Source organism: Klebsiella sp. CN_Kp113, assembly GCF_040064585.1.
In the GTDB taxonomy this organism is placed as follows: domain Bacteria; phylum Pseudomonadota; class Gammaproteobacteria; order Enterobacterales; family Enterobacteriaceae; genus Klebsiella; species Klebsiella michiganensis.
In genome coordinates this window covers 92,510-108,659 of record NZ_JBEAID010000026.1, presented here as the reverse complement: position 1 = coordinate 108,659, position 16,150 = coordinate 92,510, and the positions used below count along the sequence as shown (strand labels likewise).

At 57.4% G+C, this 16,150-nt stretch carries 16 protein-coding genes and 1 pseudogene; 1 reads left to right on the top strand and 16 read right to left on the bottom strand.

Features of this window, described 5'->3' with window-relative positions; all coding sequences use genetic code 11:
* Positions 1 to 263 precede the first annotated feature (263 nt).
* From ABLV30_RS18335 to ABLV30_RS18290, 10 genes and pseudogenes are all read right to left on the bottom strand, one after another.
* Complete coding sequence (locus ABLV30_RS18335) at positions 264 to 1,676, bottom strand: OprD family outer membrane porin (RefSeq protein ID WP_049083500.1); 1,413 nt, start codon at positions 1,674 to 1,676, stop codon at positions 264 to 266.
* 50 nt (positions 1,677 to 1,726) lie between these two features.
* A complete protein-coding gene (locus ABLV30_RS18330; protein ID WP_148841913.1) occupies positions 1,727 to 2,485 on the bottom strand; it encodes an SIS domain-containing protein in 759 nt (252 codons plus the stop codon).
* A pseudogene (locus ABLV30_RS18325) lies at positions 2,482 to 3,540 on the bottom strand (glycoside hydrolase family 88 protein). Before ABLV30_RS18325 ends, ABLV30_RS18330 begins: the two are co-directional and overlap by 4 nt.
* Positions 3,541 to 3,657: 117 nt before the next feature.
* Positions 3,658 to 4,362, bottom strand: a complete 705-nt coding sequence (locus ABLV30_RS18320) for a sugar isomerase domain-containing protein (protein WP_048263181.1) — start codon at positions 4,360 to 4,362, stop codon at positions 3,658 to 3,660.
* Between the two features lie 3 nt (positions 4,363 to 4,365).
* Positions 4,366 to 4,857 (bottom strand): PTS sugar transporter subunit IIB, encoded by a 492-nt coding sequence (locus ABLV30_RS18315; protein ID WP_014837995.1) that lies wholly within the window; start codon positions 4,855 to 4,857, stop codon positions 4,366 to 4,368.
* Between the two features lie 27 nt (positions 4,858 to 4,884).
* The gene (locus ABLV30_RS18310) at positions 4,885 to 5,664 is read right to left on the bottom strand and encodes a PTS system mannose/fructose/sorbose family transporter subunit IID (protein ID WP_014228686.1); all 780 of its coding nucleotides are present in this window, start codon (positions 5,662 to 5,664) and stop codon (positions 4,885 to 4,887) included.
* The gene (locus ABLV30_RS18305) at positions 5,657 to 6,439 is read right to left on the bottom strand and encodes a PTS sugar transporter subunit IIC (RefSeq protein ID WP_014228687.1); all 783 of its coding nucleotides are present in this window, start codon (positions 6,437 to 6,439) and stop codon (positions 5,657 to 5,659) included. Before ABLV30_RS18305 ends, ABLV30_RS18310 begins: the two co-directional genes overlap by 8 nt.
* A 3-nt stretch (positions 6,440 to 6,442) precedes the next feature.
* The gene (locus ABLV30_RS18300) at positions 6,443 to 6,880 is read right to left on the bottom strand and encodes a PTS fructose transporter subunit IIA (protein WP_348865637.1); all 438 of its coding nucleotides are present in this window, start codon (positions 6,878 to 6,880) and stop codon (positions 6,443 to 6,445) included.
* Positions 6,877 to 7,608, bottom strand: coding sequence for a GntR family transcriptional regulator (locus ABLV30_RS18295; protein WP_014837997.1), 732 nt, complete (start codon positions 7,606 to 7,608; stop codon positions 6,877 to 6,879). Before ABLV30_RS18295 ends, ABLV30_RS18300 begins: the two co-directional genes overlap by 4 nt.
* A 324-nt stretch (positions 7,609 to 7,932) precedes the next feature.
* Positions 7,933 to 9,141 carry a pyridoxal phosphate-dependent aminotransferase gene (locus ABLV30_RS18290; RefSeq protein ID WP_014837999.1) on the bottom strand — a complete coding sequence of 403 codons (1,209 nt, stop codon included), beginning with the start codon at positions 9,139 to 9,141 and terminating at the stop codon, positions 7,933 to 7,935.
* Between the two features lie 68 nt (positions 9,142 to 9,209).
* On the opposite strand from ABLV30_RS18290, the gene ABLV30_RS18285 reads away from it, so the two are divergent.
* Positions 9,210 to 10,307, top strand: coding sequence for a CTP synthase (locus ABLV30_RS18285; protein ID WP_348865636.1), 1,098 nt, complete (start codon positions 9,210 to 9,212; stop codon positions 10,305 to 10,307).
* Here the strand turns inward: ABLV30_RS18285 and ABLV30_RS18280 are convergent.
* Genes ABLV30_RS18280 through ABLV30_RS18255 form a run of 6 tightly spaced genes read right to left on the bottom strand, consistent with a single transcriptional unit; the run spans position 10,291 to position 16,129 of the window.
* Positions 10,291 to 11,214 carry a dihydrodipicolinate synthase family protein gene (locus ABLV30_RS18280; protein WP_032693369.1) on the bottom strand — a complete coding sequence of 308 codons (924 nt, stop codon included), beginning with the start codon at positions 11,212 to 11,214 and terminating at the stop codon, positions 10,291 to 10,293. The genes ABLV30_RS18285 and ABLV30_RS18280 overlap by 17 nt on opposite strands.
* Positions 11,215 to 11,224: 10 nt before the next feature.
* Positions 11,225 to 12,394, bottom strand: a complete 1,170-nt coding sequence (locus ABLV30_RS18275) for a Xaa-Pro peptidase family protein (protein WP_048263175.1) — start codon at positions 12,392 to 12,394, stop codon at positions 11,225 to 11,227.
* Positions 12,381 to 13,481 (bottom strand): mandelate racemase/muconate lactonizing enzyme family protein, encoded by a 1,101-nt coding sequence (locus tag ABLV30_RS18270; RefSeq protein WP_025106178.1) that lies wholly within the window; start codon positions 13,479 to 13,481, stop codon positions 12,381 to 12,383. Before ABLV30_RS18270 ends, ABLV30_RS18275 begins: the two co-directional genes overlap by 14 nt.
* Positions 13,478 to 14,653 (bottom strand): M20 family metallopeptidase, encoded by a 1,176-nt coding sequence (locus ABLV30_RS18265; protein WP_025106179.1) that lies wholly within the window; start codon positions 14,651 to 14,653, stop codon positions 13,478 to 13,480. The genes ABLV30_RS18270 and ABLV30_RS18265 overlap by 4 nt, the downstream gene beginning before the upstream one ends.
* Positions 14,654 to 14,666: 13 nt before the next feature.
* Positions 14,667 to 15,407 carry an amino acid ABC transporter ATP-binding protein gene (locus ABLV30_RS18260; protein ID WP_025106180.1) on the bottom strand — a complete coding sequence of 247 codons (741 nt, stop codon included), beginning with the start codon at positions 15,405 to 15,407 and terminating at the stop codon, positions 14,667 to 14,669.
* Positions 15,404 to 16,129 carry an amino acid ABC transporter permease gene (locus ABLV30_RS18255; protein WP_025106181.1) on the bottom strand — a complete coding sequence of 242 codons (726 nt, stop codon included), beginning with the start codon at positions 16,127 to 16,129 and terminating at the stop codon, positions 15,404 to 15,406. Before ABLV30_RS18255 ends, ABLV30_RS18260 begins: the two co-directional genes overlap by 4 nt.
* Positions 16,130 to 16,150 lie beyond the last annotated feature (21 nt).

Here is a 16,150-nt window from a genome sequence, read left to right as displayed (position 1 = left end):
GGTCAAAAACAGTTCGAACTATCTCCGAGTGTTATTTTAATGTCACTTATCTATCTACGGCTAGTCCTGATGGTTCTTTTGCTTTCTTCGGCATCGTGCAAGCCGGTCATACAAACCCCGAGCTCTTTAATCGCTCGGGGTTTTTTCTTATGTGCCGCTATTCTGTATGCCATTCGGTTGAGTAACCCGCTCTGGCCGTTTGAAGCTGACAGGTGCGGTTCCCCTCGCAAAGTCCCCCTCATGCGCTGTTGAGGGGGGCGGGCTCAGAAGATATTGATGCTGTAGCCGACGATAAACTTCACGTCGTTACGATCGGTTTTATAGTTGCTGTCTGTCGCCCGGAAGAGCGCCGGGAGCAGGGTAAAGGAGAGGCCTTTCGCCATGCCGTCCGCCACCTGATAGCGAGCGGAAAGATCGAACGACACCATGCTCCCGTCGTACTTTCTCGTCGAACCGGTTTTACTGACATCGCTAACCACGTGCCAGCCGTAGGTTCCGGCACCGCCCAGGGTTAACTCCGGTAGATTAAGATCGGCAAAGTTATAACTCACGCCAAAACGAACCGCGCGGGCGCCGGAAACGTTAAAGTCTTCCAGCTGCGACAGCGTCGGCTGATAATCACGCTTATCGGAGTTCGCCCACGGGGTTAAGCGGAAGTTGTAATCTCCGGTGTTCGGGGCGTAGTTCTGACTATAGCCAAGGGACCACACGGTGTTGTCGTGGCTCAGGTTAAAACCAACCCCCACATAATATTCCGTTGCAGGATCTTTAATTTTCGACAGATCTTCAATGTAGCGCGCGCCCTGGTAGAAGAGCTTACTCTGCAGGGAGACATCCTTTGTCAACGTATCGTGACGCTCTACCTGTGCCTGCCAGTTGCGACGGTAGCCTTTACCTTCGCCATAGCCCACGTCAAGCACGGTACTGCCAAAGTTATAGACTGCGCCCACCGTGTGAATGTAATCGATGATTGCACCGGCTTTAATGGTTTTGCCGTTGTCATCGAGTCCGGCGGCGTTGTTCTGGTGCCAGGCCGTGGTCATCGGTTTAAAATCACGGCTCCAGTCGTTCTTGAAGCGGTCGGCCCAGGCGTAGGTCAGCCTCAGTTTGTCGAGGGTCAGGGCACTGTCAAACCCGCGAAAAGCGTGAGGGTTGAGGCCCCAGCTGCTTTTTACGGTACCGGAGTTAATGGGGGTATAGCCCGCGGCCAGCTTGAAGTTGGTGCCTGCATCGCCAAGGTTGAGCTTGAGTGCGGCAACCGACACGCTCATGTAGGACTTCTCGCACGGGCTGAACTTGCCCGGCTCGCCGCAATCGTAGTCGTAGTAAAGGATCTCCGACTGACCGACGGTATGCCCGAGCTTAATGTTGGCGTTGCCCCAGAAATCAAAGCCAATAACGTCCTGGTAATAGCCTGAAATATAGCTAATTGCCACGTTACCGGTCTGGTTCTGGATCCCGGCTGGACCCAGTCCATATTTACCGGTCGCGGGGTCTTTTACAGCACGATGACGAATATATAGTGAGGTATTGAGATTTAATTTTCCTTCATCATAAAACGCTTTCTCAAACTGAGAAGGCGCTTCATAATCCGTTTCTTCTTCCGCAAAGGCATCTGCGGCAATAAAAAGAAACAGCGGTGTACACAGAGAAACTCTGAGTCTATGACTTGTCATTATTATATACCTTATAAAACCATGTATTATAGGGCGAGGGGATGTACTGCTTATTTAAAACTCGTGTTATTTATGAGCTCCGGGATTTGCGCACCATATTTTTCGAGAAGATATTCATTATGTTTGGCGGAATTCGCAATGTTACCGCTCAAAAATACCGGCAGAGATTTATTTTCACTCCCCAGGTTCGCTATGATTTCCGCGAACAGGGTGTGCATAATAAACAGCCCGGTCATTGAGGAAACCGGCGCGAACGGCATTGCATGCTCCGTAAGGGAAAGCACCGCATCACCGATTGGCACCTGGTTATCAATGGCGACATCCACGCAGTCCCGCAGCTTAAGGCCAGCCTTGTGCTTCGACGGCTGGGTCTCGGCATACAGAAAGCTGGTCAGCGCCAGGGTAAATGCCCCGTGCTGTTTTGCCCAGAGCGCTGCATCGACCGGAGCGGGGTTAATCCCGGAAGTTGAGATAACAATCAGCGCATCTTTACTGGTGATCGAGAATCTCTCCAGATGCTCAGCAATATAGTCATTCTGTTTTTCATAATATGATGAAGCAGCCGCCCCCTGATGTAACATTAAAGGTTCGATAAATATTGGCCGAACCGGGGCGATTCCTCCGGCACGATAAAATACATCTTCAGCGAAAATATGTGAGTGGCCGCAGCCGAAAATATAAATTACACCTCCCTGGTTAATGATTTTTGCCAGTTCCACGGCGGTGGAAGTAATTTTATGGCTTTGCTGTTGAGTAATGTCGTTAAGTTTTTTCTGGACGATATCTAAATAGCTCTGAATCATTGTCATAACCAGTATCCTGACCATTGTGGTTGGTAGACTCGGTATAACGCTTCCATATAGAAGTAATCTCCCCAGAGATTACATTCATCGATGCCTTTACCGAGGGCATAGGCGTAAACACCGTGTTTAAGTAAGCCTTCGCAGACATCATCATCGCGGGCAGACGCGCCGCGCATTAATGCCAGCAGACATTGACGCGCCAGTTTCTGGTAACCGGCATCCGGAAAGTGCTTATGCGCTTCCAGCAGGCCGCAGACCGCAATCGCCAGCGCGGAGCTGTCTTTCGGGGCGTCCGGATCTGCAGCCAGCAGCAGATCCCAGGCGGGAACGCCGTCCTCCGGCAGGTAGCGGAAGAAATACTCGCAGGCCTGCTGCCACCGTTCGTAGTGGTCGGTTTCGCCGGTAGCCGACCAGTGAAGCGGGATGCCGAGAATGGCCCACGCCTGGCCGCGGGCCCAGCAGGAGTTATCGCTGTAGCCCTGAAAGGTTTTCCCGTGCGAAGGCGCACCGCTTGTCTGGTCAAAATAGAAGGTATGGAAAGTGGAGCCGTCTTCGCGAAAAATGTTGTTGATGACCGCCGCATAGTGGCGTTCAGCCACTTCCCGATAACGTGATTCACCGCTGATCTTTGCCGCCACGTGGAGCAGGGGAAGGTTAATCAATGAATCGATAATAAGCCGGTACTCCTGCGGGTCGTTAAGCGTCCCTCAGGCCTGGATAAAACCGGCGCTGGGGTGAAAACGGTTTACCAGCAGATCGGCCGCCGCCAGAATAAGCGGGGTTAGCGCTTCGCGCTCCGTCAGTTTCCAGTACGCGACTGCCGACAGGCTATAAAGGAAGCCGATATCGTGGTGATCGAGGACGTGGTGCGCCGCCAGGCGGGCTTTAAAACTCGCCACGTTGCGTTCAACGCCGTCCAGGTAGGCGCGATCGCCGCTGAACTCCCAGGCCATTGCCTGCATCCCGGTCCAGAATCCGTTGGTCCAGTCGTTATTCTCTTTCAGAACGTAGCGATTATGGATCGTGCAGGCTGAGGGGAATTTCTCGCCGTACAGACCCATGTTACGCGCGATGCGTCGCGCGCACGCCGTCAGCTCATCCCGACAGGCGTCGGGCGTGAGGGCAGGAAAGGGCAGCGGTGTGAGGCGATTCGACAGACTCTCTTTCATGATTTTTCCCTACAGCGTGAATACGCGCTCTTTGTACTGACTCATCAGCATGTCGTTGTATTCTTTACCGCCGGGCAGATTGATGCTGCGCATCACCGGCGGCGCGATACCTTGTTCCAGCAGCATCTCGATGCAGCGGATCACCACGTTATTGATGATGAAGGCCGCAGACAGCGAGGACACCGGACCGGTCATGATGTTGCCGTTATCCATACTTAGCGTGCAGTCACCGGACGGGCAGCCGTTATCGAGAGTGACATCGGCATAGTCGCGAATGCTCTCGCTCGTTGGCGTCGACTCACCGGCGTAGCGGGTGATAACCACCAGCTTCAGCCCCCTCTCTTTGACCTTGCGTGCCAGCTCAACGTGCAGCGGTTTAGTGCCGGAGTTGGAGATAATCACAAAGCAGTCTGACTCGCGCAGATCGAGCAGCCCGGAGAAGATGTCGCCAATCCCTTTCAGCGAATCAAACCAGCCGGTTGGCCCATAGAACTGGTCAATGGCTTTGGTATTGACCAGGCCGCCCGCACGACCGGCCAGCTCAACCGCCGCGGCAAACGAGTGGCCGGATCCAAAGCCGTGAATAATGCCGTTGGCTTTGACGCACTCGGCAAACAGCGCCGCCGCCTGCTCAACTTCAGCGCTCTGAGTAAGAAACACCTGATTCAGCGTCGCTAAAACATGCTGATAATACTGCTGCTGATGTGGTGACATCCCTTATCCCTTATCGGCTTTTAAAAACGTGGTGATACAGGCGTTCGGCTCTTCCGGCGTCATCTGCGCCGTCACCGCCACGCCTTTTTCCAGCAGCGCGTTGATGGCCGCGATCTCAGCATCGTTGACGCTGACCGAGCGTTTGATCTGGCGGCGATCGTCTTTGTTGGACATATTGCCGATATTGAGCTGGGGGAGGGCAATCCCGGCGTTCATTAGCTTCAGCGCCAGCTCCGGGGTCTTCAGCAGGATCAGTACGCGCTGACCGTCGTAGTTGCCGGCGAGGATATTGGCGCTGGCTTTCTCAAAAGAGAGAATAGAGGTGTTGCAGCCTTCCGGGGCTGCACTGCGCAGCAGCATTTTCTCTACGTCGTTTGCAGCTACGGCGTCGTCAATCACCATAATACGGTTGGCGTTGAAGTGGCTTACCCAGCGGGTGGCCACCTGGCCGTGGATCAGCCGGTCATCGACACGAATATGCACAATACCTTTCATGATAAGTTCCTTAAATCAATGTGTTACTTAACCGAGAATATTCAGGTTGTAGCCGATAATACCTAAAGCAATCAGGACAAAAATGACCCGAGTCGAGTTCATCTTTTTGAGCCCCAGCAGCCACCAGGTGAACCCCACAACCAGCAGCGGAATAAGCCCGGGCATAATCTGGTCGGCAATGCTCTGCAGCTTGAGCGACACTTCGCCGTAGCTGAATTCGAAATTAAGATTCGCCTTCACCACCGAGGGGATAAGCGCCCCGATAACCGTCAGTCCGAGAATATTGGCTGCGCGGGTAATTTTGTTGAGGCTATTGGTCAAAGACCCCAGCAGGTTGACCCCTTCCTGATACCCTTTGCTGATGCTAAAGCGCATAAACAGCATGCGAACCAGGGCGAACAGTAGCCAGAGAACAAGCCCCACCGGGTTGCCCTGCAGCGCGAGGTACGACGCGACAGAACCGATAATGGTGGTCGGAATAACAAAGAACAGCGTATCTCCGATGCCCGCCAGAGGCCCCATCAGACCGGTTTTGATCCCGGCAACCGCATCTTTGCCCGCAAGCCCGGTCTGCTCTTCCAGGGCGATGTTCACCCCGAGGATCCCCGGCGCCATGGTGTTGTTGGTGTTAAAGAACTGGCTGTGTACCTTCGCCGCGTCCTTCTGCTCTTCGGGTTTTGCGTACTTTTTCTCAAGGAACGGATAGATGCTGTACAGATAGCCCAGACCCTGCATTTTTTCGTAGTTCCAGCCTGACTGACCGAACAGGAACCAGCGCCAGAACACGCGTTTTAATACTTTATTCATCGCCCATTGCTCCATTTGCCGGGGATTCGGTAGTTTGCGTTACCTGTTTTTCTGAGTTGAAGACGTAAAGCGCAATTGCCAGACCCAGCAGCGCGGCGCCCAGCACCGGCACTTTCAGATAGGCCGCCAGGAAAAAGCCCAGAATCAGAAACGAGATGTTTTTCTTAATCGGTAAATAGCGCAGCAGGATGGAGATACCCAGCGCAGGCAGTAGGCCACCGGCGACTTTAAGACCGTTCATGATGGACGCGGGGATCCAGGTCACGACGTCATTAACAAAGGTTGCCCCGAGGATCAGCGCCAACAGCACCGGCAGCATACGCGAGAGCGAAATAGGCACCTGGCCCAGCAGGTTCATCCTGGCCGCCGCCTTCACCTGACCCTCTTCAATCAGCCTGTCGGCCTTATGATGTATAAAGGTGTTGCTGAAGCGGGCGAGGATATCCAGCTGTACCATTAAGAGACCAATCGGCACCGCAATGGTGGCGCCAAACGCCGCGCCCTGGCCGCTGATGATCGCGAAAGTGGTACCCAGCACCGCACCGGTCATGTAGTCCGGGATCGACGCGCCGCCGAAGTTGCCCACGCCCAGTACCAGCAGGTTCAGGGTGCCGCCGACGATAAGCCCGGTGGTCATATCGCCCATAATGAGACCGGCAAAGAAGCCCGCCATGCTCGGTTTCACTAACCCAAGCGTCGTGTTGTTGCCGTCGTATATCGCCAGCCCTGAATAAAGCGTCAGTAACGCTATCTGCCAGACCGCAATGTGCTCCATTTTTTACTCGTCTCCGTCGTCTGTGTGGGCGGCAAGCGCTGCCTGCTGTAAATGGTAAATACCATCACGCGCCGTAGTTATTATTTCATTCAGCGAGGCTGGCGAGTGACTTTCATCAATTGCCATGGCCATTTCCAGAATTAAGTTTAAATTCACCCCAGAGAGTAGGGTGATATTATTCCATAGGTTGTTAGTGACAATAATCTCCATTGCGGAGTTATACGGCGAACCACTTTTTAAATCAGAGAGGATAATAATTTTGGATTTTGCTGCGCTAAGGATGGTGATTTTATCGAGAAGTTCCTGTTTAAATACTGCTATCCCTTTCTCACCATCCAGTTCAACTACATGAAGGTTTGGCTGCGCTCCGAGTATTAATTCTGTGGCCTGTCTGGCACCGCTGGCGAAACCCCCATGAGAGATTAATAATAATTGGTTCATCCTGCCCCCTTATCTGGCGTTCTTATTTCAATATAAAATGATTCTAACCGTTTCCAGGTCTCAATATATTCAATCACCTGACCTTGCTCGTCGTGGGTATAGCGTTTCATCATGATAACGGGCTGGTGAGCCGTGAGCTCAAGGTGCTGCAGGACTTCTGGCGCAGCATCGGTCAGGGCGCAGATGGTCTGCCGATAGGGCATGGTGTACATATCAAGACCATTGTTAACCTTAAAAGCCTCATAAATAGAGCTGAGTGCCGAATTCTTAATCGTCAATTGACTGGCGAAGTAGCGGGCCGGAATATGCGAAATCTGTAATGCATAAGGTTTGTTATTATCAAACTTTAAGCGCGCAATACGATAATATCTTTCATCATCATTTAACCCGAGTTTTTCTTTAATACACGGATCGTTTTCCAGTTCACAGGCGATAACTTTAACCGACTGCATGCCTTTTAAATCGTTATCTGATTCTGAGAAAATAATGTTCTCATTACGTTTGGCTTTCGAAACAAAAGTGCCTTTACCCTGATAGCGAATCAGGTAGCCTTCATTGACCATTTCGTGAATAGCGCGAATAACCGTGGCGGAACTGACGGAGTAACGCTCTTTTAATTCCGACTCACTGTAGAATTTTTCCCCGGGTTTAAAAGTACCGTTTCTTATTTCATCTAACAGTGCTGCCTTTATCACCTGGTATTTCGTTGACTGTGCCGTTGCTTTCATTGTTTCGCCAGTTTCTGTTTACATTTATTTTATTTCGTAGGCTTACGATACCCGTACCCGATTGTCCGATCAACCTCTCAACCCAACTTAACCGGTTAACCTGTTAAGTTATTTCCTGGACTGTGATGCATTTCGCAATTTCGCCCCGACGGAGGGGGCAGGGGCGAGGAATTTTTGCCGCAGCGGCCGGGCGTGAACGCAAACTGATTGCCGCGCTATTGCGCTGGCGAGCTGAGAAAACGGAGCGCCCGCATTCAACAACCCCGGCCAGTACATCGCGCGGGGTTTTCTTTTTACAGGGCGCCATTGTGGTGCTTGCGTGCCCTAACGCAGCTGCGCGCAGGCTTCGGCAATCCGCTGACAGGCCTGCGTCAGCAGCCCATCTTCCACCGCGTAGGCAATACGTAAATACCCCGGCATGCCGAACGCGGACCCGTGTAACACGGCCACCTGAGTGTGTTCTAACAGCCAGTTCGCCAGTCCGCTGTCGTCGCGGAGAGTTTCGCCGGTGGGCGTCACTCGCCCAATGAGCCGCTGGCAGTTGGCAAACACATAGAATGCGCCCTGGGGAATGCCAGCGCTCAGGCCCTCGGTGGCGGCAATCATCCCCAGCACCTGCTGACGGCGTTTATCCAGCGTGTGCAGCCAGCCGTCTAAGAAGTCCGCCGAATGGTTAAGGGCAGCGACCGCCGCAGCCTGCGAAATCGCGCTGGGGTTGGAGGTGCTTTGTGATTGCAGGATCTGCATGGCGGCAATGAGCCACTGCGGCCCGCCCGCATAGCCCAGACGCCAGCCGGTCATGGCGTGGCTTTTGGACACGCCGTTCACCGTCAGCGTACGCGAAACCAGCTGCGGCGCGGCCTGAGCAAACGTGGTGAACGGGGTATTGTCGTAACGCAGCGGCTCGTAAATGTCGTCGGCCATCACCAGCACCTGCGGGTAGTCCGCCAGCACGTCTGCCAGCGCGCGCAGCTCCCGTTCGCTGTAAATCGCCCCGGTCGGGTTGCCCGGCGAATTGAGGATCAACCAGCGCGTTGACGGGGTGAGGGCGGCGGCCAGTTGTTCCGGCGTCAGCTTCCAGCCGTGTTGTTCATCGCAGGGCACAATCACCGGTTCGCCGTCGGCCAGAGAGACCATATCCGGGTAAGAGACCCAGTAGGGCGCGGGAATAATCACCTGCTGCCCGGCGTCCAGGGTTGCCAGAAAGGCGTTGAAAATAAGCTGTTTGGCGCCGCTCCCGGCGATGATCTCTTCCGGACGGTAGCGCAGCTGATTGTCGCGAGCGAACTTGGCGGCAATGGCCGCCTTGAGCGCTGCGGTGCCGGAAACGGCGGTATACTTAGTCTGGTGATGCACGATAGCTTCAATGCCCGCATAGCTAATATGGGGTGGGGTAGCAAAATCCAGTTCCCCTTCGCCCAGGTTGATAACCTGCTTGCCTGCGGCTTCCAGTACCCGTACCTGGTCAGAAATGGCCGCGGTCGGAGAAGGCCGTACGGATTGCATACGACGGGCGATTTGACTGTTATTCATAAATCCTCTTTTGTATCTAATGATTCAATTAATACAATTAGGTACCCAACATCAGCAGGAAACTCGCCGTGTCACCGATCTTTATTCTCGATAACAGCTCCGCGCCCGCCCGCTACGGTATCACCGCCAGCCTGTGGGCCAATCGTCTTGGGTTGCCCCTCTGGAGCCTTCGCCCCGACTTCGCCGGGGATGTACCCGATAGCCACCAGCACGTCATTCGTGCAGGGTACTGCGTGACCAGCGGCCTCTGGCGCAGCGATACGCTGCGTGAAGAGGTGCGCGATATCGCCCGCCTGCCGTCATCAAACGCCGTCATTGTGCTGGCGTCCTCGCAGGCGCCGCTTATCGCCGACCTGCCGGGCCAGCGGCTTTACAGCGACGACAGCCGCCACCGCCTGACGCTCAGCGATGGGCAACACACGCTGTTAGATCTCACCGCCGACCGCTACGGCCGCTGGGATAGCGGCGAGTCGTCGTCTGCCGGCGGGTCCTTGCGCATCGCGCTGATTGGCCGCGAGGTGGACCACCGTCTGGTCTATCCCGCCACGCTCGGCTCGCTGGGCGATGCCGCGGCGTCGCTGGGGCTGAACCTGGAGGTCCATTTCTTTGCGCCGGTCAGCCTGTCCACGGGATTACACGAGCTTCAGGCCTTCCAGGGCGTGGTGCTGCCAGGCGGTTCCTCGATGGCGGCGGTCAACGGACAAATCCGCGTGGCGGAAGAGACCCTGGCCCGCGGGCAGCCAACGCTGGGGCTGTGCCTGGGAATGCAGAGCATGATGACCGCAGCCGTGCGCCGTAGCCCGGGTTTCGAATCGGCCATTCCCGCGGAAGTCGCCCCCGATGAAGCCCTGCACAGCTTTGTTCCCTTTGCCGATGGCCGTCATCGCTGCGGCGTATTCCCTTTTTCCTCCGGGCTTATCCCCGGCGATATCCGCGAAATGCACTACAACCATCGCTACTGCTTTAACCCCGAGTTATTGCCGGCGCTGTCTCCCTGCGGGGTCCGCGTGAGCGCGCAAAGCGACGGTATCGTGGAAGCCGTTTCCCAGCCTGAGCTGCCGTGCTGGCACGGGGTTCAGGGGCATCCGGAACTGATGTCCCGCCCGGATGCGCCCCATCCGCTGTTCGTCGCGTTCCTACAGGCGGCGCTTAACGCGCCAGCGTAACCCCGCTGCGATGGTCGCTGGCAAGCTCCTGCATTACGCGGGTCAGCTCTGCCAGCGCCGCGTCGCCGATCGGTTTTAACGGTGCGCGTACGGTGCCGCCGTTAAAGCCGCGCAGCGCCATCGCCGCTTTCACCAGCTGCGGCTGACCGTGTTTGCGCGCTAGCGCCCGATACGCGTACCACAGCTGATGCAAATCGCGGGCGGTGGCGGCGTCGCCCCGTTCCACTGCGCGGAAGGTATTGACGATCAGCTCCGGCAGCGCGCCGCTGTTGGTCGTGCTGATGCCGTCAAACCCGGCCATCATCGGCCCGAGGAAAGCCAGATCGGAGGCGCAGAACAAACGCAGCCGCCCGCGCAGGCGGTTGGCAATCTGATCGATGGCGGTTGGGTTGAGATCGCCCTGTTTGATGCCGACCACGTTCGGGATCTCTGCCAGCCGTTCCAGCAGCGCCGGGGAGAGGGTGATGCCGATGCCCGGCGCGTTGTACACCAGAATGCCGGTTTTGGATAACGGCGCCATCTCATTGAAGTAGCTGACGATCTGTTCGTCAGTGATTTCGCTAACAAAGGGGGCGGTGACCATCGGCAGCCCGCCCAGTTCGCTTGCCAGCCGGGTCAGCTCGCGGGCGTCGCGCGGGTCGGAACTGGCGCTGCACAGCATCACCGCCACGCGGTCGTCCACGCAGCCCATCACCTCATGAAACAGCTCGCGGCGTTCTTCGACGGTCATTACCGGAAACTCACCGTAGGTGCCGCCAATCAGCAGGCCGTCATAGCCCAGATCAATCACGCGTTCGATATTTTCACGCAGCGCCGGGAAGTCGATCGCGCCGCTGGCGGTGAACGGGGTGACGGTGATGTTGAAAATGCCGCGCAGACGTTCACGGCACTCGTTGATATCTTTCATCTTTCTTTCCTTACAGCAGCGTTAATGGGCGAGCCAGGGAACCCAGCTGGCGATATCCGGTTTCAGTCACCACCACGGTTTCGCTGACGCCGACGGTGAATTGACCGTAGATACGCAGGGCCGGCGGGATGTGGAAGGTCATGCCAGGCTGCAGCTCGGTGGTGACGCCGCTGTACAGGCTGAGAATGCCGCCTTCGCCCCAGTCCGGCGCGAAGGCGATACCGATGGAGTAACCTGTGCGTTTTTTGAAGTTTTCGGTGAATCCCGCGCGGTCGATCACCTTCTGGCAGGCCAGGTGCGGCGATTCGCAGGTGGCGCCCGGACGAATGGCGTCGAGGGCGGCCTGCAGGGCTTCCTGACAAACTTTTTCCATTTCGATGGCGATAGCGGGCGGACGGCCCAGCCAGGCGGAGCGCATCATCGCGGCGTGGTAGCGATCGTGGGCGGCGGACATCTCCAGAAAGACCGGATCGTTATCCTGCATCACCCGACGTCGCCAGGTGCCGTGCGGCACGCCGCTGCGTGGGCCGGTAGAAACCAGCGGTTCCATGCCGACATACTCGGAACCGGCGGCAATAGCGGCCCCCATCATCGCGGAGACCAGCGCGTTTTCGTCCGCGCCGCTGCCAATCGCCGCCATCCCGGCGCGCATGCCCGCATCCACATAGCGCGCCGCGAGGGCGATTTTTTCCACCTCCGCCGCCGATTTCACCGCGCGCAGCGGTTCGATGACGCCCGCGGTATCGGCGATGGTGCCGAGCTTCGCCTGCAGGGCTTCATAGACGGCAATCGGCAGGAACCAGCCGCGTTTGTCCAGCCCAATGCGTTTGTTGAGCCAGCCGCGCTGTTGCAGCATGCCCACCAGAAAATCCACCGGGTTATCGCCATCCTGGTAGATGGCGGCGTCTGAAATAAAGGTGTTGGCGATAAAGTTAAAGTATTCGAGCTGGCGAATCACAAAGACCGGATCCCCTTCTACCGGCAGCAGCAGCGCCTGAAAGGTGTAATAGCCCGGCGTTTGCTGACCGGTAAGCCAGAAAATGTTTTCCGGGCCGGTCACGATCATCACGTCCACGCCCGCGCGGCTTAAGCGTTCGCGGGTACGCTGAATGCGCTGCGCATATTCGTCGGCGCGAAAGGCGGACTCGCTGCCCTGAATCACATTGTTAACATCTTGCATCATTAAACTCCTGGAGTAAGTTGGCCCGCGCGGCATCGAACTGCACGCCCAGACCGGGAGAGTCGTTAACGGCGACCATGCCATTGCGGTATTCCAGCCCGCTGACGGGATCGTCGGTTAATCCATCGGCGCCATACAGTTCGGCGAATGCCGGTTGCACCACGCGGCACAGCTGGAGCGCGGCGGCGGTGGCGGCATGGCCTTCATTCATCTGGCCAATCATGAACGGCACGTCGGCGAGTCGCAGACGGACGGCGGCGGCAAGCGTCGGAGCAAGCCCCCCCAGTTTCACCAGCTTGAGATGCCCCCACAGCGCACCTTTGGCGGCGATAAGCCGGGTGATGGCCGACTCGCTGTTGAGGCTTTCGTCGAGCATGATCGGGATGCCGTAGCCGTACAGTTCAGCAAGCTGGCTATCGTTTGCCGGGCTTAACGGCTGTTCGATATAGCTGAGATTCAGCTCGCGCAGATAAGGGAACGCCGCGTGAGCCTGCGCCAGCGACCACTGGCCATTCACGTCAATCGCCAGCGAAATCTGCTGACCAAACCGCAGCCTCAGCTTTTGCAGGCGGGCCAGGTCGGTGGCGAAATCCGCTATCCCCGTGCGTAACTTCAGCTGGGTAAAACCGCGATCGACATAGCGCTGCGCCTGCGCCAGCATCTCTGCTTCGCTGCCCCAGAACAGCGTCTGATTGGTGTGCCAGGCGGGCAGGCCAGCTGGCGCCCCCAGCCAGGCGGCGACGCTGACCCCGTTCTGACGCGCCATTAAATCGTGCAACGCCATATCCAGCGCCATGCGCGACGGCGGCAGCAGCGTGCGGTCCTCCTCGTGCAGCGCGGCAAGTTGCGCCGCGGGCTCCTGGCGCCAGTCCCAACCGTTGAGGCGCTGAAGCAGGTTGTTCAGCACCTGCTCTTCGCGGTAGCCGTGCAGGTAGCGAATGTTGAGACGCACTTCGCCAATCCCCGTCACGCCACGGTCTTCCAGGCGCAACCAGAGGGTGTCGAGCGCCGTCACCGGGCCGGAGGCGGCGGTATGCAGCGTCACGCCGGCGTAATGCAGGTCTCCCCGAAAGAGCTGCGCTTTCATAAATCGGACGCCGGCGGCAGCATGGCGAGCGCAATATCGAGATAGATATCTGCCGCGGCGATAAATTCATCGACGGGGACGAATTCATCGGGCTTGTGGGCCACGGCCAGCGAGCCGGGGCCAATCACCACGCCCTTTGCGCCCAGCGAACAGAAATGCACCAGGTCGCAGCCGCCCTGAAAACCAAACGGGCCGGGTTCGCTCTGTCCGTGACGGCGGCAGGCGGCAAGGCTTTGCTCGACAATGGCTTCGCTGCTGTCGGTTTGCGTCGCGCCGCCGGTGGTGGGCTGCCAGGCGATAATTTCCGCTTCCACGTTTGCCTGCGCGTACGCGTGGTCGAGCAGCTGTTGCAGTTCGGCTTTAACAACCTCTTCGTCTTCCCCCGGTACCATGCGGCGATCGAGCAGCAGCTCGCAGCTGTCTGGCACCACGTTGTCCGCATGGCCGCCGTTGATGCGGGTCACCGTCAGGCTGGCATTGCCGACCAGATCGTGGCAGCGGCAACGCACCTGCTGGTGGTGGGCCTCTTCGATCAGCCCTAAAAGGCGCGCGGACTGGTAAATGGCGTTAACCCCCAGCTCCGGCGTGCCGGAGTGCGCGGTGACGCCTTTTACCCGCACGCGAGGACGCAAGCTGCCTTTGTGAGCCGAGAAGGTCGCATTCGATGTCGGCTCGCCAATCACCGCGAAATCAATCGCTGGCGGGGTGTCGCGTACGTAAAATTTCGCCCCTTCGCTGGCGACCTCTTCATCGGCGGTGAACACGCCCATCAAGGTGCCGGACCAGCGCTGACGGTTGGCGGCCAGCAGACGCAGGGCTTCAACCATCGCCACCAGCGGGCCTTTGGCATCGCAGGCGCCGCGCCCGTACAGGCGGCCATCGCGTTCGCTGAGGGTGAAGGGATCGCTCGCCCAGCCGCTGCCCGCCGGAACGGTGTCGATATGGGTGTTGAAGGCGAAGCACGGTCCCGGTCCATTGTGCAGGACGGCGATCACGTTGGTCCGCCCCGGCGCGTATTCGCTAAAGGAGAGATCGAACCCGGCGGTCAGCAGCCAGCCTTCCAGACATTCGGCGGCTTCACGCTCATGGCCCGGCGGATTTTCCGTATTGATGGCAACCAGCGTCGCTAAATCCTTTTTCATTCGTGCGCTGTCAACCTGGTAACTGGACATAGGAACTCCATAATTAATGTAATATTTGCGTCAGGAAGCGCTGCGCGCGCTCGCTGACGTGGCCGGCGAAGAAATCACCGGTGCTGGCGCGATCGATAATTTCGCCGTCTTCCATAAAAAGAATGTTGTTGGCGGCCCGCCGGGCGAAGCCCATCTCGTGGGTCACCACCATGCTGGTCATCCCTTCCGCGCTGAGCTCTGCCATCACTTCCAGCACTTCGCGGATCATCTCCGGGTCGAGAGCTGAGGTGGGTTCGTCGTAGAGCATCAGCTCGGGCTTCATCGCCAGGGCACGGGCAATCGCCACGCGCTGCTGCTGGCCGCCGGAGAGCTCGTCCGGAAAGTGGTCCGCGCGTTCGTTGATGCGCACCTTCGCCAGCAGGTTGTCCGCCAGCGTGCGGGCATCAATGCGGTTCATCCCCAGCACCGTCATTGGGGCCAGCATGATGTTTTCCGCCGCCGTCAGGTGCGAGAACAGCTCGTAGTTCTGGAACACCATGCCAATACGCTGGCGCAGTTTGTGCACCGGCACTTCGCCCCGGCTGATGTGCTGGCTGGCGAAAAAGATGTCGCCGCTGTCGGCAGGTGAGAGCATGTTGACGCAGCGTAGCAGGGTGGATTTTCCCGAGCCCGATGGCCCAATCAGCACCACGGTTTCCCCGCGCTGCACCTCAAGTGAGCAGTTCTTGAGCACGGTCTGGCGACCAAAAGTCTTATCAATGCCGATCATCTCCAGCAGCGGTTTCTCGCTCATGGTTCCTCCCGGGCGATTTTCGGTAATTTAAACAGGCGGGTCAGTCGCTTCTGGCTCTTGCTGCGCCGCTGTTTGGGATCCAGTACGCTTTCAAGCCACGACTGGAAGATCATGAACAGGCTGGTGAGCAGCAGGTAATAGAGACCGGCGGCGCAAAGCGCTTCGAAGTAGCGGAAGCTGGCGCTGGCGGTCTGGTTGGCGACCAGCAGCAGCTCCTGAACGGCGATAACCGACACCAGCGCGCTCGATTTCAGCATGCTGATCATCTGGTTACCCATCGGCGGCAGAACGATGCGTGCGGCCTGAGGCAGCACGATTTTTCGCATGATCTGCCCGTGGGTCATCCCGAGCGCCATGCCGGCGGTGCGCTGGCCGCTTTTTACGGCCTGCAGGCCAGAGCGCAGAATTTCCGCCATGTAGGCGCCTTCATTAAGCGAAAGCGCCAGCACTGCACAGGTAAACGCGGAGAAGCGTAAGCCGAAGCCTGGCAGCACGTTGTAGACAAAGATTATCTGGAACAGCACTGGCGTCCCGCGAAACAGCCACAGGTAGAAAAAGGCCAGCCCTCTCCCGGCGCGAAACGGCGCTTCCTGCAACAGCGCCAACACCAGGCCCAGCACCACGCCACACAACAGTGAGCAGAGGGTAATCAGTAGCGTCATCCACGCACCCTGAACAAACTCGGGTGAGAGGAAGTACTGCCACATTAGTTCGATCGACATAGCTTTCTCCGGTTAATGGCA